Below are 26,246 nucleotides of genomic sequence, written 5' to 3'. Positions count from 1 at the left end.
GGGGCGGGAGCGGTGGCGGTTCGCGAGGAGGATCGGGCGTCGGACCGGGGTTCGGGGCCGTGGCGGTACCGCCGGGTCAGTGGATTTCCGGCGGGCTGATCCGTGAGACGGCGAGGGCGGAGGGGGTGGTTCCCCACTTTCTGAGGATCCGGTCGTAGGTCCCTTCCTTCTTGAGCCGGTTGACCGCGGCCCGGAAGGCGGGGGCCAGCGGGGTGCCCTTCTTGAAGGCGAAGCCGACGTCCAGGCGCTTGAACTCGTTGAGGAAGCGCAGGCCCGGCTGCTGGGCGACGGCGTAGCGCAGGCCGTTGACGGTGCTCATCACCACGTCGCTGCGGCCCTGCTGGAGGGAGATCCACAGTGCGCCCTGGTCGGCGTAGGTCTGTACGTCGTAGGGCGGCTTCCCGGCGTCCGTGCACTCGTGGCGGTGCTCGGCGAGGGTGGCCTCGAAGGTGGTGCCGGCGCCGGTGGCCACCTTCAGGCCGCACAGCCGGGTCAGTGCGGTGACCTTTTTCAGCGGGCTGTCCCGGCGGACCGCGAAGCCCTGGCCGTCGTTGATGTAGGTGACGAAGTCGAGGGTCCTGCGGCGTTCGTCGGTGACGCCGAAATTGCCGGTGCCGACGTCGTACTTGCCGCTGTCCAGGGCCGGCAGGATCGCCTCGAATCCGGCCACCTCCCGGGTGAGTTTCAGGCCGAGCACCTTGCCGACCGCGTCCGCGAAGTCGATGTCCTGGCCGGCCGGCGTCCGGCCGTCGGGCAGGTAGGTGGCGCCGGGCGGGGTGCCGATGCTGCTGGCCAGGCGGAGGGTGCCGCGGGCGCGGACGTCGGCGGGCAGCAGCGCGGCGGCGGCCGGGTCCTTGCGGACGCCGGAGACCACGTCGGTGGTGGGGATCCGGGCCTGCGCGGCGGCCGGTCCGGCGTCCCGGGCGCCGGCGGCCGTCCCGCCGGCGCCGCAGGCGGTGACCGTCAGGGCGGCGGCGACCAGGAGGGCGGCGGTGCGCGGCGCGGTGGCGGCGGGCATACGGGTGCGGGTCATGGGCGCGGGGTCTCCAGGTGCTTCTCGAACGGCAGCGGGCCGATCGACTCCGGGTCGGCGGTCAGGTCGAACAGCGGGCGGTAGCCGGCCGCGAGGTAGAGGCCCCGGGCCTCGGGCTGGCGGGGGCCGGTGGTGAGGTGGATCCGGGTGTAGCCGCGCGCGGCGGCGTGCTGTTCCAGGGCGGTCAGCACGCGCCGGGCCAGGCCGCGGCGGCGGTGCGCGTGGTGCGTCCAGATCCTCTTGAGCTCGGCGGTGTCCGGGGCGTGGCGGCGGTAGGCGCCGCCGGCGACCGGGGCGCCGTCCTCCAGGAGCAGCAGGAACGCGCCTGTGGGCGGGGTGAATTCGGCGGCGGGGCACTCCCGGCTCAGGTCGACGGGGCGGCCGTAGCGGGTGGTGTACTCGTGCGTGAGCTCGTCCAGGAGCGGACGGGCGAGCGGATCGGTGACGGTGGTGTGACGGATCGTCAGGCGGGCCGCGCGGGGCGGCCGTGGCGCGACGGGCATCGGGGCGCCTCCGTGGTCGTGACGGTGCTCGGCGGTGTCCGAGCGTGCCGGTTGAACGGGGGGCGGAGAAGGGGGAGTTGGCGGGGTGCGGCGTGCGCGGTGGTGCGAGGGGAGGGGTGCGCCGGACGGCGGCGCGGGTGTGAAGGCGCGCGGCGGGGAAGGAGAAACCGCGGAAAGGGCCCGGCCGGGAACGGCGGGCCGCAGGGGCAGGGGGTCAGCTCAACAGGAGGACGACCACACACGACCGAAGTCGATGTGGTCACGGGTGACCAGCCGCTGCCATGGATGCATGCGACCAAGTGGAACAGGCATCCGTTTCCGCGTCAACCACGACGTGATCCATCGCTCACCGTGCGCCCCGTGTCCGGCCGGCCCTTGACAACCGGCGGTGCCCTCCCCATAGCCTCAAGGGCCGGTCGTGCTGAGGGGTGCGACCCGTTCTGCCTGTGTGAAGGCGCTCAACTCCCGTGCTGGAACCCACGTGTCCACGGAGCCTTCGCATGCCTTCCCGCACCCTCGACGTCCCCGCCGTGCCCGCGGCGCCACCCGGTCCACCGGACCGCGCCGTCCCGCGCATCGTGCCGCGCCGCCGCACCGGCCAGTGGGCGGCCGCCGCCGTCCTCCTCGCCCTGCTGGCGCTCGCCCTGGCCTCCGCGGTCCGCAACCCCGCCTTCCAGTGGGACGTGGTCGCCGACTACTTCCTGACCCCCGCCGTGCTGCGCGGCCTGGGGCTGACGCTCTGGCTGACCGCCGTGGTGATGGTGCTCGGCTTCGCGCTGGGCACCCTGCTCGCCGTGCTGCGGCTGTCCGGCAACCCCGTGCTGCGCGGCATCGGCCGGGGCTATGTCTGGCTGTTCCGGTCGATGCCGATCCTGGTGCAGCTGCTGTTCTGGTTCAACATCGGGGCGCTGTACCCGGTCGTGCTCGGCGTCCGGACCGTCGACCTGCTCTCGCCGGCCGCCGTCGCCGTCATCGGACTGACCCTGCACGAGGCCGCGTACGCCGCGGAGGTGGTCCGCGGCGGCATCCTCTCCGTCGACCGGGGGCAGTCCGAGGCCGCCCAGGCGCTGGGGCTGGGGGCCGGGCGGCGGCTGCGCCGGATCGTGCTGCCGCAGGCGATGCGGTCGATCCTGCCGCCGACCGGGAACATGCTGATCGGCACCCTCAAGGGCACCTCCATCGTCAGCGTCATCGCCGTCCAGGACCTGCTCTACTCCGTCCAGTTGGTCTACCACCGCACCTACCAGGTGATCCCGCTGCTGCTGGTGGCGACCCTCTGGTACGTCCTGGTCACCTCGGTCCTCGGCGCCGGGCAGTACTTCGTCGAGCGGCACTACGCCCGCGGCACGGCCGGTGCCCGGTGAGCCCGGCCGCGCGCAACCCGGCCCGGCCGTCCGTGGTCATCGTCGGCGCCGGCCCGCGGGGCACCGGAGTGCTGGAGCGGATCGCCGCCAACGCCCCCGAGTTGTGGGGCGACGCGCCGCTCGACCTGCACCTGGTCGATCCGCACCCGCCCGGCGGCGGCCGGATCTGGCGCCGGGAGCAGTCCCCGCTGCTGTGGATGAACTCCACGGCCGAGGACGTCACCATGTTCACCGACGAGACCGTCGAGCAGGCCGGGCCGGTGCGCCCCGGCCCCTCGCTGGCCGAGTGGGCCCGCGCGGTGCGCGAGGGGCGGCTGCCCGCCCCGCCCGGCCCCGGCGGGGACGCGGCGGCGCTGGGCCCGCGGGACTTCGCCGGGCGCCGGCTGCTCAACGGCTACCTCCGCTGGGCCCACGAGGACGCGGTGGCCGCCCTGCCGCCCGGCGTCACCGTGCACACGCACCGGACGACCGCGGTACGCGTCTCCGGCCCGCGCGAGGGGCGCCAGCGGGTGTGGCTGGCCGGCCGCGCCGCCCCGCTGCCGGCCGACGCGGTCGTGCTGACGCTGGGCCACCTGGAGTCCCGACCGGGACCGGAGGAACGGGAGTTGGGCGGGTTCGCGGCCCGGCACGGGCTGACGTACCTGCCGCCGGCGTTCACCGCCGACAGCGACCTGGGCGTGCTGCGGCCCGGTGAGCCGGTGCTGGTGCGCGGCTTCGGGCTGGCCTTCGTCGACCTGATGGTGCTGCTGACCGAGGGGCGCGGCGGGACGTACACCACCGGCCCCGGCGGGGAGTTGACCTACCACCCCTCCGGCCGGGAACCGGTGCTGCACGTCGGATCCCGGCGCGGGGTGCCCTACCACTCCAAGATCGGCTACCCGCCGGTCGGCGAACGGCCGCCGCTGCCACGGTACTTCGGACCAGCCGAGGTCGACGCGCTGCTCGCCCGCCCCGGCGGCGTCGACTTCGGGCGGGACGTCCGGCCGCTGATCGACAAGGAGCTGGGCTTCGCCCACTACCACCGGCTGTTCACCGCCCACGCCGACCGCACCCGGATGGCGTGGCCGGACTTCGAGGAGAAGTACGCCGCGTGCGAACCGGGCGGTGCCGCCCTCCAGGCCCTGGTCTCCGCCGCCGTCCCCGACCCGGCCGACCGGCTCGACCTGGACGCGCTGGACCACCCGCTCGACGGCGTCCGCTACGCCGACGACGCGGCGCTCCAGGCCGGGCTGCGCGGCCACATCGAGGCCGACCTCAAGCGCCGCCACGACCCCGCGCACAGCCCCGACCTGGCGGTCTTCCTCGGGCTGCTGTCGGTCTACGGCCAGTTGACCCGACTCGGCGACCAGGGGCCCTGGTGGCACGGCTTCTTCAGCTTCCTCGCCTCCGGGCCGCCCGGCCCCCGGCTGCGGCAGCTGTCGGCGCTGTCCCGGGCCGGGATGGTGCGCTTCCTCGGCGCCGGGCTGACCGTCACCGCCGACGAGGCCCGCGGGGTGTTCCGTGCCCGCTCCACCAGCCTGCCGGGACCGGGGACCACGGCCCGGGCCCTGGTGGAGGCGCGCCTGCCGGAACCCTCCGTGGCCCGCACCACGGACCGGCTGCTGCGCGCCCTGCACGCCGACGGCGCCCGCGCCACCGCCGGCGGGCTGCTGGCCGTCGACCCGGCCGACGGCCGGATCCTGGACCGCGCCGGCCGGCCGCACCCGCGCCGGTTCGCCCTCGGTCCGCACACCGACGCCCGGTCGAGCGGTGCCTTCGTCCGCCCCCGTACCAACGCGCCCGCCCTCCGGCAGAACGACGCGAGCGCCCGGGCCCTGCTCACCCTCCTCCGCGACCGCACCGCCCCACCGGTCCCGGTCCCCGCACTCACCCCCGAGGACTGACCATGCCGCTGACCAGCGACTCCGCCCTCGCCGGCGATCCTCCCGCCGGCCCCGCCCCGGCCGCCCGGCCCGTCCCGCAACGCGCCGGACCACCGGCAGGGGACGATCCGGTGGCCCTGAAGGTCGTCCCCGTACGCCACCCCTGGCGCTGGGCGGGCATCGCGGTGACCGCGGTGCTGCTCGCGCAGTTCGCCCACGGCCTGATCACCAACCCGGCCTGGGAGTGGGGGGTGTTCGCCCGGTTCTTCACGAGCGGCACGATCCTGAAGGCCGTCGGGGTCACCCTCCAGCTGACCGCCTACGGCACCGCCCTCGGCTTCGCGCTCGGCCTGGTGCTGGCCCTGATGCGGCTGTCCGCCAGCCCGTTCCTGCGCTGGGTGGCCTTCGGCTACGTCTGGGCCTTCCGGTCCATCCCGCTCATCGTCCAGCTGCTGTTCTGGTTCAACCTCGCCTATCTCTACCGGCGGCTGGACTTCGGGATCCCGTTCGGCCCCGGCCTCTTCCACTTCGACACGATGGGGCTGGTCGGCGCGATGGGCGCGGCGGTCCTCGGGCTGGCACTGCACCAGGCCGCGTACGCCGCGGAGATCGTCCGGGCCGGGGTGCAGGCCGTGGACGGCGGCCAGGTGGAGGCCGCCGCCGCGCTCGGCCTGCCGCGGCTGCGCCGGCTGCGCCGGATCGTGCTGCCGCAGGCGATGCGCTCGATCCTGCCGAACGCCACCAACGAGGTGATCTCCCTCTTCAAGGGCACCTCGATCGTCTCGGTGATGGCGATCGGCGAACTCTTCTACCAGGTCCAGGTCGTCTACGGACGGAACGGCCGGGTGGTGCCCCTGCTGATGGTCGCCACCGCCTGGTACATCCTCCTCACCACCGTGCTCTCCGTCCTCCAGCACTACGTCGAACGCCACTACGCCAAGGGGGCCGCACGATGAGCGCCATGGTCGAAGTCCGGTCCGTCCACAAGAGTTTCGGGTCCAACGAAGTGCTGCGCGGCATCGACCTCGCAGTCGCCGCCGGCGAGGTGGCCGTCGTCCTCGGCCCGTCCGGATCGGGCAAGTCCACGCTGCTGCGCACCATCAACCACCTGGAGAAGGTCGACAGCGGCTGGATCAGCGTCGACGGCGCGCTGGTCGGGTACCGCAGGTCCGGCGACAAGCTGTACGAGCTGCGGGAACGGGAGATCCTCAAGCAGCGCACCGGGATCGGGTTCGTCTTCCAGAACTTCAACCTCTTCCCGCATCTGACGGTGCTGGAGAACCTCGTCGAGGCACCGGTCGCGGTGCAGCGCCGCCCGCGGGCGCAAGCCGAGGACACCGCCCGCCGGCTGCTGGCCCGGGTGGGCCTGGCGGAGAAGGCGGACGCCTACCCCCGGCAGCTCTCCGGCGGTCAGCAGCAGCGGGTCGCCATCGCCCGGGCGCTCGCCCTGGAACCCCGGCTGCTGCTCTTCGACGAGCCGACCTCGGCGCTCGACCCCGAGCTGGTCGGCGAAGTCCTGGACGTCATCAGGGACTTGGCGCACCAGGGCACCACCATGATCGTCGTCACCCATGAGATCGGCTTCGCCCGCGAGATCGCCGACACCGTCGTCTTCATGGACGGCGGACGGATCGTCGAGCAGGGTCCGCCCGCCCAGGTGCTCGACCACCCGCGCCACGAGCGCACCCGGGCCTTCCTCTCGAAGGTCCTGTGACGTGACCGCCGCCCCCGTACGCCGCCCGAGGAGGCACCCCGTGATCCGCCGTACGCTCGCCGCCGCCCTCGCCCTCGCCGCCGGCGCCGCCCTGCTCACCGCCTGCGGCACCGGTGACACGGCGAGCGCGGAGGTCGCCGCGGGGAACGGCGGCCCGAAGCTCGACATCGGCCCCGACCAGCACCGCATCCGCGGCAGCAAGGACCCGGCGAGCGCCGCGCTGGTGCCCGCCCGGGTCAGGCGGACCGGTGAACTGCGGATCGGTGTCGGCGCCGAGAGCAGCCCCCCGCTGACCTTCTACGCCACCGACGACACCACCCTCATCGGCGTCGAGGAGGACCTGGCGACCCTCGTCGCCGACACCCTCGGGCTGAAGCCGCACTTCGAGCCGCTGTCCTGGGAGAACCTCTTCGTCGGCCTGGACAGCGGCAAGCTCGACGCGGTCTTCGCCAACGTCACCGTCACCGAGGAGCGCAAGGAGAAGTACGACTTCGCCACCTACCGCCTGGACCAGCTGGCCATGGAGGCCAGGAAGGGCAGCGGCTGGAAGGTGCGCGGCCCCGCGGACGTGGCGGGCCGGACCATCGCCGTCGGCTCCGGCACCAACCAGGAGAAGATCCTGCTGGACTGGAGCCGGGAGGACGAGCGGGCCGGCCGCAGGCCGGTGGACGTCAAGTACTTCCAGAAGCCCTCGGACGTGCAGCTCGCGCTCCAATCGGGCCGGATCGACGGCTACTTCGCGCCCGACCCGACCGTCGCCTACCACGTCGCCGCCGCCGGCCGGACCGAGATCGCCGGCACCTTCTCCGGCGGCGGCGCCCACCTCCGGGGCGAGATCGCCGCCACCACCGGCAAGGGCAGTGGCCTGGTCGGGGCGTACGCCGCGGCCCTGCGCAAGGTCATCGCCGACGGCCGCTACGCCCGGGTGCTGGCCCGCTGGGGGCTGTCCGGCGAGGCCGTGGCGACCTCGCGGATCAACCCGCCCGGACTGCCCAGGACCGCCGACTGAACCCCGACCCAGGCCCTGGCCCCTTACCGCACGGAAAGGCCCCCACCATGCCCGTACCGCACCACCCGCCGCGGCTGGCCGTCGCACTGGACGCCCCGCAGGACCCGCCCCGCCCCGACGCCGCCCACTACACCGCGCTCGCCCGGCTCGCCGAGCGCGGCACCCTGGACTTCGTCACCCTCGGCGACCGCTTCGGCGGGCCCGGTCCGGACGCCCTCGCGGTGCTCGCCCGGATCGCGCCGGCCACCGCCCGGATCGGGCTGGTCCCGACGGTGACCACCACCCACACCGAGCCGTTCCACGTCTCCACCGCCGTGGCCACCCTGGACTGGGTCAGCCGCGGCCGGGCCGGCTGGACGGTTGAGGTGTCCACCACCGAGGCCGAGGCCGCGCTCGTGGGACTCCCCCAAGTGCTCGGCTTCGCTCGAACAGGGAGGGACCCCCATCCGGCCGCCCCGTCCGCCGAGGTCTGGTCGGAGGCCGGCGAGGTCGCCGAGGTCGCCGGGCTGCTGTGGGACAGCTGGGAGGACGACGCGGAGATCCGCGACCGGGCCACCGGCCGCTTCGTCGACCGCGACCGGCTCCACCACGTCGACTTCACCGGCCGGACCTTCTCGGTCCGCGGGCCGTCCATCGTGCCCCGGCCGCCGCAGGGCCGGCCGGTCACCGTCGTCGACGCGACCGGGGACACCGGCGGGCCCGACGGGGGTCCCTCCCCGTTCGGGGGAAGTCCGGAAGCCGGGGGAGCGGCCCGCCTGGAGGTGGCCGCCGCCCGGGCCGATGTCGCGCTGGTCCGGGCCGAGGACCCGCAGACCGCCGGCGCCGCCCGCGCCGCACTGCGCGAGCGGGCCCGGGCGCACGGCCGCGACCCCGGCGCCCTGCTGGTGCTGGCCTCGCTGCCGGTCGAGCTGGAGTCCGCGGCCGACGCCGCCGGCCTCGCCGACCTGCTCGGCGACTGGTACGCCCAGGGCGCCGCCGACGGCTTCCATCTGCGCCCCGCCGACCCCGCCCGGGACCTGTCCCGGATCGTCGAGGGCACCGTCCCGCTCCTCCGGGAGCGCGGCCTGCTCCGCCGCTCCTACGAGGGCACCACCCTGCGCGCCCACCTCGGCCTGCCGCGCCCCGCCAGCATCTACGCCCTCGCCCGGGAGGTTTCCTGATGGGCACCGACCCCCGCCCCCGCAAGCAGATCCACCTCGCCGCGCACTTCCCCGGCGTCAACAACACCACCGTCTGGGCCGATGACCGGTCGGGCAGCCAGATCGACTTCGCCTCCTTCGAGCACCTGGCGCGCACCGCGGAGCGCGGCCTGTTCGACTTCTTCTTCCTGGCCGAGGGGCTGCGGCTGCGCGAGCACAAGGGCCGGATCCACGACCTCGACGTGCTCGGCCGGCCCGAGTCGCTCACCGTCCTCAACGCCCTGGCGGCGGTCACCGAGCGGCTGGGCCTGGCCGGCACGGTCAGCGCCACCTTCAACGAGCCCTACGAACTCGCCCGCCGGTTCGCCTCCCTGGACCACCTCAGCGGCGGCCGGGCCGCCTGGAACGTCGTCACCACCTCCGACGCCTTCACCGGGGAGAACTTCCGCCGCGGCGGCTACCTCGACCGCGCCGACCGCTACACCCGCGCCGCCGAATTCCTCGCCACCGCACGGGAGTTGTGGGACTCGGGCGCGGACGGCGGGGTGCCGCACCGGGTCGAGCACCGCGGCCCGCACTTCACCGTCCGCGGCGAGTTCGCCCTCCCGCGCAGCCCGCAGGGCCACCCCGTCGTCATCCAGGCCGGGGACTCCGCCGAGGGCCGGGAGTTCGCCGCCTCGGCCGCCGACGTGATCTTCACCCGGCACAGCGGCCAGGAGGCCGGCCGGGCCTTCTACGCGGACGTCAAGCGCCGGCTCCCGGCGTACGGGCGGCGGCCCGCGGACCTCAAGATCATGCCGGGGGTGACCTTCGTCCTCGGTGACACCGCGGCCGAGGCCCAGGAGGCGGCCGTCGAGATCCGCCGCCGGCAGGTCTCCCCGCAGACCGCGCTGCTCACCCTGGAGCAGGTCTGGGGAGTGGACCTGTCCTCCTACGACCCCGACGGGCCGCTGCCGGAGATCGACCCGGACCCGGACGGCGAGCTGGCCCGGGGCCGGGTCCGGATCGCCGACCCGCAGGCCGTCGCGGACAAGTGGCGGGCGCTCTCCCGCGCCAAGGGGCTGTCCATCCGGGAGACCGTCATCGAGGCCACCGGGCGGCAGTCCTTCGTCGGCACCCCTGCGAGCGTCGCCCACGAGATGGACGCCTTCGTGCAGAGCGACGCCGCCGACGGCTTCATCCTCGTCCCACACCTCACCCCCGGTGGCCTGGACCCGTTCGTGGAGCGGGTCGTCCCGCTGCTCCAGGAGCGCGGCGTCTTCCGCACGGAATACACCGGGACCACCCTGCGCTCCCACCTGGGGCTGCCGGAACCGGCGCGCCCCGCACGGAAGGACTGAGATGACCCGCAGCACGACCCCGCCGGACGCCGCCCGGGAGTGGCAGGAGTGGCACGAGGCGCGCCTGGCCACGGTCACCGGCCCCTACGGCCCGCTCGCGCTCGCCGGCACGCACTGGCTCGCCGACCACCCCGACGGCCGGATCGACGGGCTGCCGGGCCGCTGGACGGCCGCCGCCGACGGCACCGCGGTGATCCTGGAGGCCGCGCCCGGGGACGGCCTCACCGTGGACGGCGCACCAGCCGCCGGCACCCACCTGCTCGACCAGGACGCCGGGCCCGCGGCCGCCCGGGTCCGCCACGGCGCGCGCCGCCTGGTGGTGCTGCGCCGCGAGGGGCTGTGGGCGGTCCGCGACTTCGACCCGGAGTCCCCGGCCCGGCGCGCCTTCGCCGGCCTCGACGCCCATCCGTACGAGGAGCGCTGGGTGCGGCCGGGCCTGTTCCGCCCGTACGCCGCGCGGCGTACGGTCCAGGTGGCCAACGCCGACGGGCGGGAGCGGGACTTCGTCCTCGGCGGGGAGCTGGCCTTCCCCCTCGACGGCGACGAGCACACCCTCCAGGTCGCGGTGGAGCCGGACGGCTCGCTGTGGGCGGTGCTGGCCGACGCCACCAGCGGCACCGACAGCTACCGTTTCCGCTTCCTGCGGCCGCCCGCGCCGGCCGCCGACGGCACCGTGCCGGTCGATCTCAACCGCACCCAGCTGCCGCCCTGCGCCTTCGCCGACCACTTCCTGTGCCCCTTCCCGCCGCCCGGCAACACCCTGCCGTTCGCGCTGCGGGCGGGGGAGCGGCGCGCGCTCTTCGGCTGAGCCGGGCCCGTCCCGCCGCCCCGGCAGCCGCCAACCCGGCTGCCGGGGCGGCGCGTTGGGGACGTCCGGCGGGGTGGTGCGCCGGGGCGCGGAATCGGGTCCTGCCTCTTGCACCGCGGGACGGCGAACGCCACGGTGAACCACGGCAACGGCGACATCGTCTCCGGCCTCATCCGGACCACGGTCGGCGCCGAGCCCGGCGACAGCGGCGGCCCCCTTGTCCGGCCGCGCGGCGGCGGAGGGCCCTTGCCGACCGGTCGACGAGGGCCCGGCGGCGGCCCTGCCGCGAGCCTCGCCCCGGCCACTGGGCCGGGCCTACCATGGGAGACAGGTCGACCTGGACGACGCGACGACGCAACGGCACATGTCAGGGGGCCGTGATGGTCGGAGAAGTGGTGGCGGCCGTAGTGGCGCTGGCCTCCGCGGGGACGGTCTATCTGATGGCCGCGGCACGGGTGGTCAAGCAGTACGAGCGCGGTGTGGTGCTGCGCCTGGGGCGGCTGACCTCGCCGGTGCGCGAGCCGGGGTTCACCATGATCATTCCGGCCGTGGACCGGATGCGCAAGGTCAACATGCAGATCGTCACGATGCCGGTGCCGGCCCAGGAGGGCATCACCCGGGACAACGTCACGGTCCGGGTCGACGCGGTGGTCTACTTCAAGGTCGTGGACGCCGCCGACGCGATCGTCCGGGTCGAGGACTACCGCTTCGCGGTCTCCCAGATGGCCCAGACCTCGCTGCGGTCGATCATCGGCAAGAGCGAACTGGACGATTTGCTCTCCAACCGCGAGAAGCTCAACCAGGGCCTGGAGCTGATGATGGACAGCCCGGCCATCGGCTGGGGCGTGAGCGTGGACCGGGTCGAGATCAAGGACGTCTCGCTGCCGGAGACGATGAAGCGCTCGATGGCCCGCCAGGCGGAGGCGACCCGGGACCGCCGGGCCCGCGTGATCAACGCCGACGCCGAGCTGCAGGCGTCCCGGAAGCTGGCGGAGGCCGCCGCGGCCATGTCCGACCAGCCCGCCGCGCTGCAACTGCGGCTGCTGCAGACGGTGGTGGCGGTCGCCGCCGAGAAGAACTCCACCCTCGTCCTGCCCTTCCCGGTGGAGCTGCTGCGCTTCCTGGAGCGCTCCGGCCTCCAGGCCCAGGCGCAGACCGCGTACGCGGAGGCGGCGGCCGAACGCGCCCGCGGGCAGCGGCCGGCGACCCCCGACGCGGCCCCGGCCCCGGCGGCCCCGAGCCCGCCGCCGGCCCCGTCTCCGGTGGAGAACGGCCACATCGACGACGTCCTGCCGGCGCTGGAGGACCTCCCCGAGGCCGAGAACCTCCCGTAGCAACCCCGAGGCACTGCCGCACGGCCCCGGTTTTCCGCCCCCCGCTCCGGAAAACCGGGGTCGTTTTCCGGACAGGTGCGACCCTCACACTTCGCGCGCCCCCGGAGGCGCCGTCCCCCCTCTGATGTCCGCACTCGGGATACGGGTGCGCGCATATCGGTGTGAACGAGGCGTGCCGAAAACGTGAACTCCCGTACCGGAGACCGGAACCCGGTCTTGTGCACGAGTGGGACGGATGGGAATACTCGGCTGCGTTGGCATGGACGCGACGCCCCGTGGCGGTCGCCACGGAGCCGACCCGTCCGTGCTCGGTACTCGCACCTCGCTCTCGGGCCCGCCCGACTCCCCACAGTCCCGGGCCCATCCCCCCACGGGAGGCACTGAGTTGACGCACCGACGCATATCCCACCGTCGCGCGATCCTGGCCGGCGCGGGCGCCATCGCGCTCGCCGCCACCGCGACCGTCACCCTCGCCAACGCCCACGCGGCCCCCGCTCCCACGGTGGCCAGGCTCTCCCCGGACGCGGCGACCACCCTGGCGTCCCAGCTCAAGTCTGGTACGGCCGGCGCGTTCTACGACGCCAAGGCGCAGAAGCTGGTCGTCAACGTGGTGGACGAGGCGTCCGCCGCGGCCGTCCGGGCCAAGGGCGCCGAGGCCAGAATCGTCAAGCACTCGATGGCCCAGCTCGACGCGGCCCGGCAGACGCTGAAGGACCGGGCGACGATCCCCGGCACCGCCTGGGCGATGGACCCCAGGACCAACAAGGTCGTGGTGTCCGCCGACCGCACGGTCACCGGCGCCGGGCTGGACCGGCTCACCAAGGTCGCCAAGGGCCTCGGCGACACCGTCGAACTCCGGCGGACCAAGGGCGAGATCAAACCCCTGATCGCCGGCGGCGACGCGATCTGGGGCAGCAGCGCCCGCTGCTCGCTCGGCTTCAACGTCACCAAGGGCGGCCAGCCGGGCTTCCTGACCGCCGGGCACTGCGGCAACGACGTCAAGGAGTGGTCCGACCAGCAGGGCGGCCAGACGATCGCGACCACCGAGGATTCCAAGTTCCCCGGCAACGACTACTCGTTCGCCAAGTACACGGGCAACACCGAGCACCCCAGCGAGGTGGACCTCTACGGGGGCACGCAGAAGATCTCCAAGGCCGCGGACGCCACCGTCGGCGAGAAGGTGAAGCGCAGCGGCAGCACCTCCAAGGTGCACGACGGCAGCGTCAAGGCGCTCAACGCCACCGTCAACTACCAGGAGGGCACGGTCAACGGCCTGATCCAGACCGACGTCTGCGCCGAGCCCGGTGACAGCGGCGGCGCCCTCTTCGACGGCGAGAGCGCCCTCGGCCTGACCTCCGGCGGCAGCGGCGACTGCAGCCAGGGCGGCGAGACCTTCTTCCAGCCGGTGCCGGCCGCCCTCCAGGCGACGGGCACGCAGATCGGCTGAACCGGACGGCCGATCGGCTCCGGCCAACGGCACGAACCGGCCCCCGGACGCTCTCCTCGTCCGGGGGCCGGTGCCGTTCCGCCGCGGCGACGCGTCATCGCGCCGGCGTGCCGGCTCAGAACTCGAAGACCGTGCCCTTGCCGTCCGCCATCTCGCAGGAGTTGGCGAAGGTGTGGGTGTACGAGATCCGGCGGCCCTGCCAGACGCCGTCCGCGGTGACCACTATGGGGGCCCAGATCTTGTTGCACATCCGCTGGCCCTCGGCCTCGGTCACCTTGGTGAAGTCACCGGAGACCAGGCGAAGTTGGGCGCAGGCGGCCTTCGCGTACGGGTGGCTTCCGCTCGCGGTCGGCATACAGCTCAGCGTCGCCGCGCGCAGCGACGTGGCGGTCGCGCGGCTGTCGCCCTGACCAACTGTCAGGACCATCTCGGTGGGCGCGTAGAGGCCACCGGTCCGGGCGGGCTGGGCCGGCGCGGTGGCGGCCTGCGCGGTGGTGGACAGCGCGCCCAGAACCAGCGCCGCGCCGAGTGCGACCGCCCCAGTGATGTACCGCATGACGAACACTCCTTTGTGTCGTGGGTGGAGATTCCGGACGGGAGTCTGGCCCAACCGCATCTCAAACGCACGCGGCCCGATCACTTTCAGTCGATAGATGAAAGCTGAGGGTAATGGCGCGAAAGTGCCCGGGGGTGGGGGAGTGGTGTGCCCGGGGTCGGTGCACTGCCAGCGCGGATGGAATCCCTCCGGTGGGGTTCGAGCCGCCCCCGGGCGGGGGATTCCGGCCGCCGACCGTCCGTTCGGCCGGGCTTCGATCTCCGGCGATTGGCCGAAGGGCGGGGCCGGATCCGCGGATGGATCAGCGTGCGGACGGGTCCCGGCGGCCGCCGGTGGCCCCCTCGGGACCGTCCGCACTCCCGTCGCCGCCGCCCCGCCCGCCGGGGCGCCCGTCCAGATCGGCCAGTCCCGCGGTGAGCGCCCGCATGGCGCGGACGACCAGCTCCGCGGGGCCGTGCGGGCCGTCCGCCCGTGCGTCGCCCGCGGCCCACTCCTCCACCGCGACCCGCATCGCGGTGTTCGCGGCGGCCGCGGCCAGCCGCACGGTCAGCGGATCGGCGCCGGTGAGCCGCGCCAGCACCGGCCGCAACTCCTCCTCGGAGTCGTGGTGGACGCGGTGCCAGACCGCGCGCAGCGCCGGGTCGCCGGGCATCGCGCGCAGCAGCCCGCGGGTCCAGCGCAGCGCCTCCGCGGCCGGTTCGTCGGCGGGGGTCAGCGCCCGGCGCGCGGCCTGCTCCAGCGCCGTGCGGGCGGGTGGTGCGTCCGGCCCCGCGGTGGCGGCGGCCAGGTCGCCGATCCACTGCCGGACGCCGACCGCGAGCAGCGGGGCCACCGCGTCCTCCTTGGTGCGGAAGTACCGGTAGAAGGTGCGCAGCGCGACGCCCGAGGTGCGGGCGATCTCGTCGGCGGTGGCGCCGGGCCCGCGCTCCGCGAACAGTGCCGCCGCGGTGCGGGCGATCTCCAGCTGGGTCTCGGCCTTGCGGCGCTCGGTGAGGGACGGCCGCGCGGGGGTGGACGCGGCGGCGGGGCGTGGTGCGGTGGGCATGGGGCCAGCTTACGGAGCGCGGTGGCATGTAGGCATGTCATGCGAATCTGGCACATTGTGCCAAGTGGGCGTACGGTGCGGAGAAGCCCCCAGGCCCTTCACGAAACGGAGCAGGACCATGAACCGCTTTGACGGACGCCGCGCACTGATCACCGGAGCCGGCTCGGGCATCGGGCAGGCCACCGCCCACCGGATCCTCGCCGAGGGCGGCCGGGTCGTCGCGGTGGACGTCGACGAGGCGGGCCTGGCGGCCACCGCCGAGCGGGCCGCCGCGGACGGCGCCGCCCGCCGCCTGGAGACCGCGCGGCTGGACATCGCGGACGAGGCCGCGGTGCGGTCCGGCGTGGCCGCCGCGGTGGACCGCCTCGGCGGGCTGGACGTGCTGGTCAACGCGGCCGGCATCCTGCGCTCCGCGCACACCCACGCGACCACCCTGGAGCTCTTCAACCGGATCGTCTCGGTCAACCTGACCGGCACCTTCCTGATGATCCGTGAGTCGCTGCCGGCCCTGCTGGCGGGGCAGGCGCCGGTGATCGTCAACTTCAGCTCCACCTCGGCCTCGTTCGCCCACCCGTACATGGCGGCGTACGCGGCCAGCAAGGGCGGCATCCAGTCGATGACCCACGCCATCGCGAGCGAGTACAGCCGGCAGGGGCTGCGCGCGGTGTGCGTGGCGCCGGGCTCCATCGCCAGCAACATGACCACCGGCCGCGGCCCGGGCCTGCCCGAGGACGCCGACATGAGCCTGTTCACCAAGCTCGCCCCGGCCATCGGGCAGGGCTTCGCCGGCCCGGAGACCGTCGCCGGCGTGATCGCGATGCTCGCCTCGGAGGACGGCGCGTTCATCACCGGCACCGAGATCCGGATCGACGGCGGCACGCACATGTGACGGACCGGCGGCGGCCGGGAATCGACGGTTCCGCGGGGGTTTGCCCGCGGGCCGGACCGAAGACCGCGAGAATGGGGACGGCGCCTCGTGCGTGCCGCGTCGGGAGGGGCGTGGCAGGCGCGGGGCGCTTCTCGTCCGTGCCGGGCGCCCGGGGTCAGGCCGGCAGGCTCCCGGCGTCGCCGGTCGGCCCGCCGCCGGCCCGGTCGTCGGCCGTCCGGTGCAGCGTCGCCAGGACGACGGTGACCAGCGCGCCGCCCACCGCCCAGGCGGAGAGCACCAGCAGCGGCCCGGTCAGCGCCCGGCCCCCGAAGTACGCGATCGAGCGCGCCGCCCAGGTGCCGGCGCCCGGCGGCAGCGCGGGCCCGATCGCCCGCCAGAACGGCGGCAGCAGCGGATACGGATAGGCGCCGCCCGCGCTCGGGTTGCCGAACACCACGATCACCAGGATCGCCAGGCCGATGCCGATGATGCCCAGCAGCCCCTGGAAGGCCAGGGTGGTGGCGCCCACCGCGAAGACGGTCAGCGCGCCCAGGCCCCACAGCCCGAAGAGGCTGCCGGGCAGCGCGCCGAGCACCGGGCCGACCACGAGCGCCCCGGCCAGCCCGGCGGCGATCGCGTAGAGCGCCAGCGCGGCCAGCCGGATGACCGCCCGCGGGCGGTTGGCCGGGCGGGCCCCGGCGCTGATCGCCAGGATCGCGGCACACAGATAGCCGCCCACGCACCATCCCACGACGAGGTAGAAGGACGACAGGCTGCGGCCGTCGCCGGGGTCGGCCGGGATCACGTCCTCGGTGCGGACGGTCCGCCCCTGCTGCTTCTCGGCCGCCGTCACCACCGCCTCGACCGCCTGCGCCAGCGAGGCGCCGCCGCCGCTCGCGACCAGCAGCCGGTCGGTGGTGCCGCGCGGATCGACCAGCAGCGCGGCGTCGCGGGTGCGGTCCCCGATGCGGCGCCGGGCGTCGGCTTCGGAGGCGGCCGGGCTCGGGTCCAGCGGTGCGCCCGGGAGCCGGTCGAGCTTTCTCACCAGCTCGCCGCGGACCTGGGCGGGGGCGACCACGGCGAGTGGCACCCGGTCCGGCTCGGGGTGGTGGAAGGCACCGGCGTACGACGTGATGAACGCGACCATCAGGCCCAGCACCCCGATCACCAGGAGCGCCGCGCGGGTCGTCACGGCGCTCCGCACCTCCTCGACGAAGGTGAGGGGCCTGCCGTCGTCGGTCGTGGCCATGCGCCGCTCCGTTCGGGATCCGTAGATCTTCCAGGTGTTTTATATCTCTTTGCGGCGATATCTCCCGGCCAGAGCGGCCCCCGGGCGTGTGTTCGTACGAATGTTCGAAGACGCGTTATGGTGGAGGAAGTGAAACAAGGGACGCGAATACAGCCGGGGGGCGTATGAGGTGCAGGAGGTGCGGATGCCCGAGTTCACGCATCTGCACACCGCTTCGGGCTTCTCGCTGCGCTACGGCGCCTCCCATCCGGAGCGGCTGGCCGAGCGCGCCGCCGAGCGCGGGCTGGACGCCCTCGCGCTGACCGACCGGGACGGGCTCGCCGGCACCGTGCGGTTCGCCAAGGCCGCCGCCGAGGCCGGCGTCCGGCCGCTGTTCGGCACCGAACTCGCCGTGGCCGAAGGGGAACCGGCGCCCCGGCCCGCCGCTCGTCCCCGCACCCCGGTGCGCGGCGGCGCCTTCCTCGACGAGTCCGCCGCCCGGGTCGTCTTCCTGGCCCGGGACGGCGCCGTCGGCTGGGCCGCCCTGTGCCGGCTGGTCTCGGCCGCCCACGCGGCCCGGGGCGAGCGGCCCGTACTTCCCGCGGACGCCCTGGAATCCGCCACGGACGGGCTGACCGTCCTGCTCGGACCGGACTCCGAGGTCGGCCGGGCGCTGTCCGCCGCCCGCCCGGACCGCGCCGCCCGGCTCCTCGCCCCCTGGCGCGAGCGGTACGGCGACGCGCTGCGCCTGGAGGTCGTCGACCACGGCCGGCCCGGCAGCGGCCCCGGCTCCCTGCGGCTGGCCGCCCGCACCCTCGGCTTCGCCGTCGACCAGGGCGTCCGCGCCGTCCTGACCAACGCGGTCCGCTACGCCGACCCCGGCCAGGGCCCGGTCGCCGACGTCCTGGACTCCGCCCGCCGCCTGGTGCCGGTGGACCGCCGCCGCCCCGAGACCTGGGACGGCGGCGAACGCTGGCTCAAGGACACCGCCGCGATGGCCGCCGCCGCCGAGCGGATCGCCGAGGCGGCCGGCTTCCGGCGCGGCCTCGCCCACCGGCTGCTCGCCATGACCGAGGAGACCGCGGGGGAGTGCCGGGTGGATCCGCGGGGCGACATCGGACTGGGCCGCATCCACTTCCCCGAGCCCCGGCTGGTCGGCGCGGAGCACCGCACCGCCGCCCGGGTGCTGCGCTCCCGCTGCGCCGCCGCGATGGTGCTGCGCGGCCACGACCGCGACCGGGAGCGCTGGGCGCGGCTGCACGAGGAGCTGCGCACCATCGAGCGGCTCGGCTTCCCCTCGTACTTCCTGACGGTTGCTCAGGTCGTGGCGGACATCAGGGAGATGGGGATACGCGTCACGGCCCGCGGGTCCGGCGCAGGCTCGCTGGTCAACCACCTCCTGGGCATCGCGCACGCCGATCCGGTCGAGCACGGGCTGCTGATGGAGCGGTTCCTGTCCGAGCGGCGGCGCGCGCTGCCGGACATCGACATCGACGTCGAGTCGGCCCGCCGGCTGGAGGTCTACCGCGCGATCTTCGACCGCTTCGGCGCCGAGCGGGTGGCGACCGTCTCGATGCCCGAGACCTACCGCGTCCGGCACGCCGTACGGGACGTGGGTGCCGCCCTCGGCATGGACCCGGCGCGGGTGGACCGCCTCGCCAAGGCGTTCCCGCACATCCGGGCCCGGGACGCCCGCGCCGCGCTGGCCGAACTGCCCGAGCTGCGCGGGGTGCGGGAGGGCGCCGACGAACGACTGTGGGAACTGGTCGAGGCGCTGGACGCGCTGCCCCGCGGGATCGCCATGCACCCGTGCGGGGTGCTGCTCTCCGACGCCACGCTGCTGGACCGCACGCCGGTCGTGCCCACCAGCGGCGAGGGGTTCCCGATGTCCCAGTTCGACAAGGACGACGTGGAGGACCTGGGGCTGCTCAAGCTCGATGTGCTGGGCGTCCGGATGCAGTCGGCGATGGCGCACGCGGTCGCCGAGATCGGCCGGGCCACCGGCGTCCGCCTCGACCTGGACGACCCCGCGCAGGTGCCGCCCGGCGACCCGGCCACCTACGGCCTGATCCGCTCGACCGAGACGCTGGGCTGCTTCCAGATCGAGTCGCCCGGCCAGCGCGACCTGGTCGGCCGGCTCCAGCCCGCCACCTTCCACGACCTGGTCGTCGACATCTCCCTCTTCCGGCCGGGCCCGGTCGCCGCCGACATGGTCCGGCCCTTCATCGAGGCCCGGCACGGCCGCGCGGCCGTCCGCTACCCGCACTCCGACCTGGCGGAACCGCTGCGCGAGACCTACGGGGTGGTGGTGTTCCACGAGCAGGTCATCGAGATCCTGCGGATCATGACCGGATGCCGCCGGGACGAGGCGGACGAGCAGCGGCGCGCCCTGGCGGACCCGGAGCGGCAGGCCCGGGTGCGCACCTGGTTCGCCCGGCGGGCCGCCGCCCGCGGTTACGCACCCGACGCCGTCGCGCACACCTGGGAGATCGTCGAGGCGTTCGGCGCCTACGGCTTCTGCAAGGCGCACGCCGTCGCGTTCGCGGTGCCCACCTACCAGTCCGCCTGGCTCAAGGCGCACCATCCGGCGGCCTTCTACGCCGGGCTGCTCACCCACGACCCCGGGATGTACCCCAAGCGGCTGCTGCTCGCGGACGCCCGGCGGCGCGGGGTGCCGGTGCTGCCGCTGGACGTGAACCGGTCGGCGGTCGCCCACCGGATCGAACTGGTGTCCGGTAAGGAGGGTGCCCCCGACGCCTGGGGGCTGCGGCTGGCCCTCTCCGACGTGCACGGAATGAGCCGGGCCGAGGCCCGCCGGATCGCGGACGGGCAGCCCTACCGCTCGCTCCAGGACCTCTGGCAGCGGGCCCGCCCCAGCCGCCCGGTGGCCGAACGCCTCGCCCGGGTCGGCGCGTTGGACGCCTTCGGCGCCAACCGGCGCGACCTGCTGCTGCACCTCGCCGAACTGCACCACCACGGACGGAGCGCCCCCGCCGGGCAGTTGACGCTCCACACGGCTCAGGAGGAAGCGGCCGACCCGATCGAGCCGGCGGGCCTTCCCGACCTCACCGACGTGGAACGGCTCAGCGCCGAACTGGGCGTCCTCGGCATGGACGCCTCCCGCCATCTGATGGCCGACCACGGCGCGTTCCTCACCGAGCTGGGCGCGGTGCCGGCCCGGCGGCTGCGGGACGTCCGGCACGGCGAGACGGTGCTGGTCGCCGGTGCCAAGGCGGCCACCCAGACACCGCCGATCCGCTCCGGCCGCCGAGTCATCTTCACCACCCTCGACGACAGCACCGGCCTGGTCGACTGCGCCTTCTTCGACGACACTCACCAGACCTGCGCCCGCACCATCTTCCACTCGTGGCTGCTGCTGGTGCGCGGTACGGTCCAGCGGCGCGGCCCGCGCAGCCTCAGCGTGGTCGGCAGCGCTGCCTGGAACCTCGCCGAGCTGGCCGAACTCCGCCGCACCGGCGGCCTGGAGGCGGTCACCGCCGAGCTCTCCGGTGCAAGCACCGGCTCCACCGGAGCGGCTGGCGCCGCGCCCCTTGCTGCGTCCCCGGAGCCCGTGCTCCGGGACGGCGCCCCGGCGGACGGCGCCGCCCGCGAGCCCGCGCCGGAGCCCGCCGAGGCGCCCGGTTCCGGCCGCACCATCCGCCTGGAGACCGGCTACGAGCTGCACCCGTGGGCCGACCTCCAGCCGCCGGGCGAACGCGCCGCCACCGGCCGCAAGTTGTGGCACGCCAGCCCCGGGAGCGCCGGATGACCCCCAAGGCCCCACCTGTCCCGCCGCCCCCGGCCGGTGCCCGGCGCCCGCCCGGCACGCTGTACGTCCGCTTCCGGACCGCCGCCGGCGAGCCGGTGGGCGCCCGCCGGTACGAGCAACTGCTCGGCCTGCTGGGCCAGTTCACCCCGGTCGTCCAGGCGCTGTCGCCGGACGCCGCGCTCGCCGACGTCCGCGGCGCGCTGCGCTACTTCGACCGCGACGCCGCGGGCATCGCCGCGCTGGTCCGGCTGCGCGCGCTCGCCTGGTACGGCGTGCGGTGCACCATCGGCGTCGGCGCCAACCCGCAGCTCGCCCGGATCGCGGCCCAGGACGCCCCGCCCGGTGGGATCGGCGCGGTGCCCGCCGACCCGCGGTCCGTCGCCGCCTTCCTCGACCGCCGCCCGGCCTCCGCGCTGTACGGCGTCGGACCGGCGGCCGCCCGCGCGCTGTCCGCCTACGGGCTCGACAGCATCGGCAAGATCGCCGCCGCACCGCCCGCCACCCTCCAGCGGATCCTGGGCGCCCGGGCCGGCCGGGCGGTCTCCGAACGCGCCCGCGGGATCGACCCCACCCCCGTCACCCCCGACGCGGTCGCCCGCTCGATCGCCGCCGAACACCGCTTCGCCCACGACGAACTGGACCCCGACCGGCGCCGCCGGGCGCTGCTCTCGCTCGCCGACGAACTCGGCGCCCGACTGCGGGTCGACGGGCAGGCGGCCCGCGCGCTCACCCTCACCGTCCGCTACGCCGACCGCTCCACCACCACCCGCACCCGCCGGCTGGACGCACCGACCGCTCACGGTCCCGCGCTGACCGCGGCCGCCTACGCGCTGCACGCCGCCCTCGGCCTCCAGCGGGCCCGGGTGCGCGCGCTGGCCCTGCGGGCCGAGGACCTGTGCCGGGCCGAACGCGCCGCGCGCCAGCTGACGTTCGACGCCGCCGACGACAAGGCCCACCGCATCGAGGCGGCCGTCGACCGCGCCCGGGCCCGCTTCGGCGCCGCGGCGATACGCCCCGCCGGAGCGTTCGGACCGGCCCCGGGAACGGCCCGCCGGCACCCCCGGCCGTAGGGCCCGGCCCGGCACCGCCCGGCCGCCGCGACTCCCCTTCCCCAACTCCCCTTCCCAACTCCACTTCCGCTAACGGTCATTGAGGGTCGTATACCCCGGGCCGCCGTCTCCCCCGCATGCAACCGGTATTGCGCGCCCGGGCGTGCGGTGCGGATCGCGTGCTGCTTCCTTCACCGTCACGACACTGGTACGTCCTGCTTACCCGCTCGTAACTTACTGGGAAGTCACCACGTCGGCCCTCGCGATCCGGATCGCAGCTGAAACGGCTCACCGAGCCCCGGAACCCCCTCATCCGCAAGGAGTTCGTATGAAGCTGCGCTGGTCGAGACTGTGCGCCGTCCTTCCGGCGGCCGCCCTGGCCCTCGGTCTCACCACGGCGACACCCGCTGCGGCGTCCCCCACCGTCAGCAGCGGTTGGAACGACTTCTCGTGCAAGCCCTCCAGTGCCCATCCCCGCCCCGTCGTCCTCGTCCACGGCACCTTCGGCAACGCCGTCGACAACTGGGTCGGCCTCGCGCCCTACCTGGTCGCCCGCGGCTACTGCGTCTTCTCCCTGGACTACGGCCAGTTGCCCGGCGTCCCGGTCTTCCACGGGCTCGGCCCGGTGGACGCCTCGGCGCAGCAACTCGCCGACTACGTCGACCGGGTGCTGGCCGCGACCGGCACCGACAAGGTGGACCTCGTCGGACACTCGCAGGGCGGCATGATGCCCCGGGTCTACCTGAAGTTCCACGGCGGCGCGGACAAGGTGCACACGCTGGTCGGACTGGCACCGGACAACCACGGCACCACCCTCAGCGGCCTCACCAGGCTGCTGGGCCTCTTCCCGGGCGCCAAGCAGTACCTCGACAAGTTCACCCCGGGGCTGACCGACCAGGCCACCGGGTCCGACCTCCTCAACCGCCTCAACGCCGGCGGCGACACCGCCCCCGGCGTCCACTACACCGTCATCGCCACCAAGTACGACGAGGTCGTCACGCCCTACACCTCCGGTTTCCTCAACGGCCCCGACGTCCACAACGTCGTGCTCCAGGACCTGTGCGCGGCGGACCTCTCCGAGCACGTGGCCATCGGGACCGTCGACCGGATCGCCTTCCACGAGACGGCCAACGCCCTCGACCCGGCCCACGCCACCCCGACCACCTGCGCCTCCGTGGTGAGTTAGGGCCGGTCGGGAGGCCGACAGGCCGGACCGGCCCCGCTCCGGCCCGGCCCGCGGTCGGCGCGCGGGCCGGGCCCCGGGCCGGGGCGCCCGTCAGTCAGCGGGTGCCCCGGCCCGTCCTGCGCAGCGTCAGAAAGCCGGCGGACGCGCCCGCCAGCACCACCGGGATCAGCAGCAGCCACCCGGAGAAGGCGAGCACCCCCGCGGTCAGCAGGGCACTGGCCAGCCCGCCCCACCACAGCGGGGTGCGGCGCGGCAGCAGCACCAGTGCGGCGGCCAGCCCCGCCAGGGTCACCGCGGCCAGGCAGGTGGCGGTGGCCCGCATCAGCAGGTCCAGGTCGGCGACGCCGGACGCGGCCGGCACCGCCAGCGCCGCGGCCACCACGCCGAGCACCGCCAGCGACCGGCGCGGCACCTCGCCCGGCTCGCCGCCCTTGGCCAGCCAGCGGGGTGCCGCCCCGTCCCGGCCGAGCGCCGCGCCGAGCCGGGAGGCCCCGGCCAGATACGAGTTGACCGCCCCGAAGGTGAGGAACAGCGCCGCCGCGGCCGCCACCGGGCGGGCGGCGGTCCCCACGCTCTGCGCGAGCAGCGCGGTCAGCGGGGTGTCGGTCCGGGCGGCGGCCGGCCCCAGCGCCCCGATGGTGGTGACCGCCAGGCCCAGGTAGAGCACGGTGATCACGGCGAGCGTGCGGCGGGTCACCCGCGGCAGGTCCCGCGCCGGGTCGGCGAACTCGCCGGAGAGGTGACTGGCCGCCTCCCACCCGGCGAACGCGAAGAACAGCACCGAGGCCGCCGACCCCACCGACGTCCAGCCGCCCGGCAGGAACGGCGTGAAGTGCGCCGCGGACACCCGGGGCGCGGCGGCCAGCACGGCGCACAGCAGCACCGCCGCCAGCAGCCCGCCGAGCAGCAGCTGCACCCGGCCCGACATCCGCAGCCCGACCGCGTTGGAGGCCAGCGACCCGACGAGCACCGCGGCGCCGACCGCGGCCGCGCCGCCCCCGCCCCAACCGGCCGCGTCCGCCACGTACTTGCCGCCGATCCAGGCGGCCGAGACCACCCCGAGCGGCACCGCCCCGTAGAACCACCACCCGACCACCGCCGCGGCCCGCGGCCCGACCGCCCGGTGCACATACGTGGCCACGCCCCCGCCGTCGGGGAACCGCGCGCCCAGCGCCGCGAACGACGCGGCCACCGGGACGCACATGGCCAGCAGGACGACCCAGGCCAGCAGGGAGGCGGGGCCGGCCGCGGCGGCGGCCAGCGACGGCAGCGTCAGCACACCGGGGCCCAGGACGGCGCCGGCGCACAGCGCGGTACCGCCACCGATACCCAGCCGCCGTACATCCGGCCGTGCGGAAGCAGTGAGAGATGTTTCTTGTACGGACACAGCCGCAGACGCTAGCCGTAACTTTGATCATATTGATGCGCTGCCGAACAAAATTCGGTGACGACGGGCACCATGGGGGGCATGGACGACATTGATTCGGCGATTGTCCGGGAACTCCAGCGCGATGCACGGCAGACCAACCGCGAACTGGCCGGCAAGCTCGACATCGCCCCCTCCACCTGCCTGGAGCGGGTCCGCGCGCTGCGCGCCCGCGGCGTGATCACCGGCTACCGCGCGACGGTGGACCTGCGCGCCCTCAACCGCCCGGTGCAGGCGCTGCTCACGGTCCGCATCCGCCCCATGAACCGCGAGGTGATCGAGCGGTTCAAGGCGTTCCTGACCTCCCTGCCCGAGGTGCTCAACGTCTACGTCGTGGCCGGCGGCGACGACTTCCTGGTGCATGTCGCGGTGCCGGACGTGGACCGGCTGCACGCCCTGCTGATGGACCGGATCTTCAAGCGCCGCGAGGTCGTCGACTGCCGCAGCTCGGTGATCTACCAGCACGTCGCCAACGACATCGTCGAGCCGCTGCCGCCCGAGCGGTCCTGACGGGACCGGCCGGGCGGCAGCGGCGGGCGGCTCAGCCCTGCCGGGCGGCCTTGCGGCGGGCGGCCGCGAACAGCACGCCGGCGCCCAGCGCGAGCACCGCGGCGCCCCCTACGGCCAGCGGGGCGGTGGAGCCGTCGCCGCCGGTCTCGGCCAGGCGCTTCCCGCCGACCGGCTTCGACGCGCCGTCCGGGTGCGCGCCGCCGGCGGCCGGATCCGCGCCCGTGGCCCCTCGCCCGGGGGCGGCGGCGCCCATGGCGTGGTCGTGGTGGCTCATGTCCATCGAGGACCGGCCGGCGCCTGCCGCGATCTGCCGGTCGGTCGGCGCGGCCGCCGTCGGCGTGCCGACGGCCCCGCCGCCGGCCTTGCCGAAGACCACGTCGGAGCAGGTGTAGAAGGCTTCCGGGCTGTCCGAGCGCTGCCAGATGCTGTAGATCAGGTGGCGGCCGGACCGGGCGGGCACCGTGCCGTCGAAGACGTAACTGCCTTTGGTCAGCGTCGGGTTCGTCACCTTCGCGAACGGGGTGGCCTCCAGATCGGACCACTTCAGCGGCTTCGTCGGGTCGTAGCCGGCCTTGGTGAGGTACAGCTCGAACGTGCCCTTGTGCGGGGCGGTCGCCTTGTAGTGGAAGGTGTGCCTGCCGGCCTTCATCGGGGTGGACGGCCAGTCCGCGCGCGCCAGGTCGAGCCCCTTGTACTCGTCGTTGCCGGCGCTGCACAGCTTGCCGTCGGGGATCCGCTCCCTGGACCTGCCGCCGGCGTTGCCGTCCCGGACCGCGTTCCAGTCGTAGAGCGCCTGGGCGCCGCCGACCTGTACGGCGGCCTTGCACGCGGCGGAGGTGGGGTGTTCGGGGCCCTCCGCATAGCAGGCCGCGACCCTGCTGACCGGGTTCGTCATCGACCCGTGCGCGGCGGCCGGGGTCGCGGTGAGCGCGGTGAGCGCCAGCGGGCCGAGGCCGAGCAGCGCGAACACGGTGGCCTTGCGTCCAGCGGTCATCGTGGGGGGTCTCCTTCGTCGGATGTGGGGGGTGGGGGTGTGGGGGGGGCGCGCGGCGCACC

22 protein-coding genes are annotated in these 26,246 nt (G+C 74.8%); 15 read left to right on the top strand and 7 right to left on the bottom strand.

The window, feature by feature from the left end:
- Nucleotides 1-76 precede the first annotated feature (76 nt).
- Both K2224_RS24555 and K2224_RS24550 read right to left on the bottom strand, forming a co-directional pair.
- Entirely contained in the window at nt 77-1,033 is a 957-nt protein-coding gene (locus K2224_RS24555; protein WP_221908674.1) for an ABC transporter substrate-binding protein, read from the bottom strand.
- The gene (locus K2224_RS24550) at nt 1,030-1,536 is read right to left on the bottom strand and encodes a GNAT family N-acetyltransferase (RefSeq protein WP_221908673.1); all 507 of its coding nucleotides are present in this window, start codon (nt 1,534-1,536) and stop codon (nt 1,030-1,032) included. The genes K2224_RS24555 and K2224_RS24550 overlap by 4 nt, the downstream gene beginning before the upstream one ends.
- A gap of 500 nt (nt 1,537-2,036) precedes the next feature.
- Here K2224_RS24550 and K2224_RS24545 point away from each other — a divergent pair, with 500 nt between their 5' ends.
- The 10 genes from K2224_RS24545 to K2224_RS24500 all read left to right on the top strand — a co-directional run bounded on the left by K2224_RS24545 (nt 2,037) and on the right by K2224_RS24500 (nt 13,553).
- A complete protein-coding gene (locus K2224_RS24545; protein ID WP_221908672.1) occupies nt 2,037-2,900 on the top strand; it encodes an amino acid ABC transporter permease in 864 nt (287 codons plus the stop codon).
- Complete coding sequence (locus K2224_RS24540) at nt 2,897-4,783, top strand: FAD/NAD(P)-binding domain-containing protein (protein WP_221908671.1); 1,887 nt, start codon at nt 2,897-2,899, stop codon at nt 4,781-4,783. Before K2224_RS24545 ends, K2224_RS24540 begins: the two co-directional genes overlap by 4 nt.
- Before the next feature lie 2 nt (nt 4,784-4,785).
- On the top strand, nt 4,786-5,718 hold the full coding sequence (locus K2224_RS24535) for an amino acid ABC transporter permease (protein WP_221908670.1): 933 nt from the start codon (nt 4,786-4,788) through the stop codon (nt 5,716-5,718).
- Complete coding sequence (locus tag K2224_RS24530) at nt 5,715-6,476, top strand: amino acid ABC transporter ATP-binding protein (protein WP_313904792.1); 762 nt, start codon at nt 5,715-5,717, stop codon at nt 6,474-6,476. The genes K2224_RS24535 and K2224_RS24530 overlap by 4 nt, the downstream gene beginning before the upstream one ends.
- 40 nt (nt 6,477-6,516) lie before the next feature.
- Nucleotides 6,517-7,485, top strand: a complete 969-nt coding sequence (locus K2224_RS24525) for an ABC transporter substrate-binding protein (RefSeq protein ID WP_221908669.1) — start codon at nt 6,517-6,519, stop codon at nt 7,483-7,485.
- Nucleotides 7,486-7,532: 47 nt separating this feature from the next.
- The gene (locus K2224_RS24520; RefSeq protein WP_221908668.1) at nt 7,533-8,645 is read left to right on the top strand and encodes an LLM class flavin-dependent oxidoreductase; all 1,113 of its coding nucleotides are present in this window, start codon (nt 7,533-7,535) and stop codon (nt 8,643-8,645) included.
- The gene (locus tag K2224_RS24515) at nt 8,645-9,964 is read left to right on the top strand and encodes an NtaA/DmoA family FMN-dependent monooxygenase (protein ID WP_221908667.1); all 1,320 of its coding nucleotides are present in this window, start codon (nt 8,645-8,647) and stop codon (nt 9,962-9,964) included. The genes K2224_RS24520 and K2224_RS24515 overlap by 1 nt, the downstream gene beginning before the upstream one ends.
- 1 nt (nt 9,965) lies before the next feature.
- Entirely contained in the window at nt 9,966-10,772 is an 807-nt protein-coding gene (locus K2224_RS24510; protein ID WP_221908666.1) for a DUF1684 domain-containing protein, read from the top strand.
- A gap of 380 nt (nt 10,773-11,152) precedes the next feature.
- Nucleotides 11,153-12,106 (top strand): slipin family protein, encoded by a 954-nt coding sequence (locus tag K2224_RS24505; protein ID WP_221908665.1) that lies wholly within the window; start codon nt 11,153-11,155, stop codon nt 12,104-12,106.
- 418 nt (nt 12,107-12,524) lie between these two features.
- Entirely contained in the window at nt 12,525-13,553 is a 1,029-nt protein-coding gene (locus K2224_RS24500; protein ID WP_221909902.1) for a S1 family peptidase, read from the top strand.
- Nucleotides 13,554-13,668: 115 nt separating this feature from the next.
- On the opposite strand, the gene K2224_RS24495 is transcribed toward K2224_RS24500, so the two are convergent.
- Together K2224_RS24495 and K2224_RS24490 are read right to left on the bottom strand one after the other, a co-directional pair.
- The gene (locus K2224_RS24495; protein WP_221908664.1) at nt 13,669-14,109 is read right to left on the bottom strand and encodes a subtilase-type protease inhibitor; all 441 of its coding nucleotides are present in this window, start codon (nt 14,107-14,109) and stop codon (nt 13,669-13,671) included.
- Between the two features lie 301 nt (nt 14,110-14,410).
- Nucleotides 14,411-15,154, bottom strand: coding sequence for a TetR/AcrR family transcriptional regulator (locus K2224_RS24490; protein ID WP_260693039.1), 744 nt, complete (start codon nt 15,152-15,154; stop codon nt 14,411-14,413).
- A gap of 118 nt (nt 15,155-15,272) precedes the next feature.
- On the opposite strand from K2224_RS24490, the gene K2224_RS24485 reads away from it, so the two are divergent.
- Nucleotides 15,273-16,043, top strand: a complete 771-nt coding sequence (locus tag K2224_RS24485; RefSeq protein WP_221908663.1) for an SDR family NAD(P)-dependent oxidoreductase — start codon at nt 15,273-15,275, stop codon at nt 16,041-16,043.
- Nucleotides 16,044-16,197: 154 nt separating this feature from the next.
- On the opposite strand, the gene K2224_RS24480 is transcribed toward K2224_RS24485, so the two are convergent.
- Nucleotides 16,198-17,271 (bottom strand): DUF3533 domain-containing protein, encoded by a 1,074-nt coding sequence (locus K2224_RS24480; protein ID WP_221908662.1) that lies wholly within the window; start codon nt 17,269-17,271, stop codon nt 16,198-16,200.
- A 184-nt stretch (nt 17,272-17,455) separates the two neighbouring features.
- On the opposite strand from K2224_RS24480, the gene K2224_RS24475 reads away from it, so the two are divergent.
- The 3 genes from K2224_RS24475 to K2224_RS24465 all read left to right on the top strand — a co-directional run bounded on the left by K2224_RS24475 (nt 17,456) and on the right by K2224_RS24465 (nt 23,254).
- Nucleotides 17,456-21,019, top strand: a complete 3,564-nt coding sequence (locus K2224_RS24475) for a DNA polymerase III subunit alpha (RefSeq protein ID WP_221908661.1) — start codon at nt 17,456-17,458, stop codon at nt 21,017-21,019.
- Nucleotides 21,016-22,089: a hypothetical protein gene (locus K2224_RS24470; RefSeq protein WP_221908660.1), complete on the top strand. Its 1,074-nt coding sequence runs from the start codon at nt 21,016-21,018 to the stop codon at nt 22,087-22,089. Before K2224_RS24475 ends, K2224_RS24470 begins: the two co-directional genes overlap by 4 nt.
- A gap of 307 nt (nt 22,090-22,396) precedes the next feature.
- On the top strand, nt 22,397-23,254 hold the full coding sequence (locus tag K2224_RS24465) for a triacylglycerol lipase (RefSeq protein WP_221908659.1): 858 nt from the start codon (nt 22,397-22,399) through the stop codon (nt 23,252-23,254).
- 94 nt (nt 23,255-23,348) lie between these two features.
- On the opposite strand, the gene K2224_RS24460 is transcribed toward K2224_RS24465, so the two are convergent.
- Entirely contained in the window at nt 23,349-24,641 is a 1,293-nt protein-coding gene (locus tag K2224_RS24460; RefSeq protein ID WP_260693037.1) for an APC family permease, read from the bottom strand.
- A gap of 81 nt (nt 24,642-24,722) precedes the next feature.
- On the opposite strand from K2224_RS24460, the gene K2224_RS24455 reads away from it, so the two are divergent.
- Nucleotides 24,723-25,190: an Lrp/AsnC family transcriptional regulator gene (locus tag K2224_RS24455; protein ID WP_221908658.1), complete on the top strand. Its 468-nt coding sequence runs from the start codon at nt 24,723-24,725 to the stop codon at nt 25,188-25,190.
- A 31-nt stretch (nt 25,191-25,221) separates the two neighbouring features.
- On the opposite strand, the gene K2224_RS24450 is transcribed toward K2224_RS24455, so the two are convergent.
- Nucleotides 25,222-26,184 carry a lytic polysaccharide monooxygenase gene (locus tag K2224_RS24450; RefSeq protein ID WP_221908657.1) on the bottom strand — a complete coding sequence of 321 codons (963 nt, stop codon included), beginning with the start codon at nt 26,182-26,184 and terminating at the stop codon, nt 25,222-25,224.
- Between the last annotated feature and the right edge of the window lie 62 nt (nt 26,185-26,246).

This window comes from Streptomyces sp. BHT-5-2 (assembly GCF_019774615.1).
Classification (GTDB): Bacteria; Actinomycetota; Actinomycetes; order Streptomycetales; family Streptomycetaceae; genus Streptomyces.
This window is presented reverse-complemented; position numbering and strand designations above follow the sequence as displayed.

Bases quoted from the DNA above. Each gene is read 5' to 3' on its own strand.
- K2224_RS24485 (WP_221908663.1), top strand. From the start codon at position 15,273: ATGAACCGCTTTGACGGACGCCGCGCACTGATCACCGGAGCCGGCTCG.
- K2224_RS24455 (WP_221908658.1), top strand. From the start codon at position 24,723: ATGGACGACATTGATTCGGCGATTGTCCGGGAACTCCAGCGCGATGCA.
- K2224_RS24495 (WP_221908664.1), bottom strand. From the start codon at position 14,109: ATGCGGTACATCACTGGGGCGGTCGCACTCGGCGCGGCGCTGGTTCTG.
- K2224_RS24535 (WP_221908670.1), top strand. From the start codon at position 4,786: ATGCCGCTGACCAGCGACTCCGCCCTCGCCGGCGATCCTCCCGCCGGC.
- K2224_RS24545 (WP_221908672.1), top strand. From the start codon at position 2,037: ATGCCTTCCCGCACCCTCGACGTCCCCGCCGTGCCCGCGGCGCCACCC.
- K2224_RS24515 (WP_221908667.1), top strand. From the start codon at position 8,645: ATGGGCACCGACCCCCGCCCCCGCAAGCAGATCCACCTCGCCGCGCAC.
- K2224_RS24480 (WP_221908662.1), bottom strand. From the start codon at position 17,271: ATGGCCACGACCGACGACGGCAGGCCCCTCACCTTCGTCGAGGAGGTG.
- K2224_RS24475 (WP_221908661.1), top strand. From the start codon at position 17,456: ATGCCCGAGTTCACGCATCTGCACACCGCTTCGGGCTTCTCGCTGCGC.
- K2224_RS24470 (WP_221908660.1), top strand. From the start codon at position 21,016: ATGACCCCCAAGGCCCCACCTGTCCCGCCGCCCCCGGCCGGTGCCCGG.
- K2224_RS24490 (WP_260693039.1), bottom strand. From the start codon at position 15,154: ATGCCCACCGCACCACGCCCCGCCGCCGCGTCCACCCCCGCGCGGCCG.
- K2224_RS24450 (WP_221908657.1), bottom strand. From the start codon at position 26,184: ATGACCGCTGGACGCAAGGCCACCGTGTTCGCGCTGCTCGGCCTCGGC.
- K2224_RS24550 (WP_221908673.1), bottom strand. From the start codon at position 1,536: ATGCCCGTCGCGCCACGGCCGCCCCGCGCGGCCCGCCTGACGATCCGT.
- K2224_RS24465 (WP_221908659.1), top strand. From the start codon at position 22,397: ATGAAGCTGCGCTGGTCGAGACTGTGCGCCGTCCTTCCGGCGGCCGCC.
- K2224_RS24520 (WP_221908668.1), top strand. From the start codon at position 7,533: ATGCCCGTACCGCACCACCCGCCGCGGCTGGCCGTCGCACTGGACGCC.
- K2224_RS24555 (WP_221908674.1), bottom strand. From the start codon at position 1,033: ATGACCCGCACCCGTATGCCCGCCGCCACCGCGCCGCGCACCGCCGCC.
- K2224_RS24505 (WP_221908665.1), top strand. From the start codon at position 11,153: ATGGTCGGAGAAGTGGTGGCGGCCGTAGTGGCGCTGGCCTCCGCGGGG.
- K2224_RS24510 (WP_221908666.1), top strand. From the start codon at position 9,966: ATGACCCGCAGCACGACCCCGCCGGACGCCGCCCGGGAGTGGCAGGAG.
- K2224_RS24530 (WP_313904792.1), top strand. From the start codon at position 5,715: ATGAGCGCCATGGTCGAAGTCCGGTCCGTCCACAAGAGTTTCGGGTCC.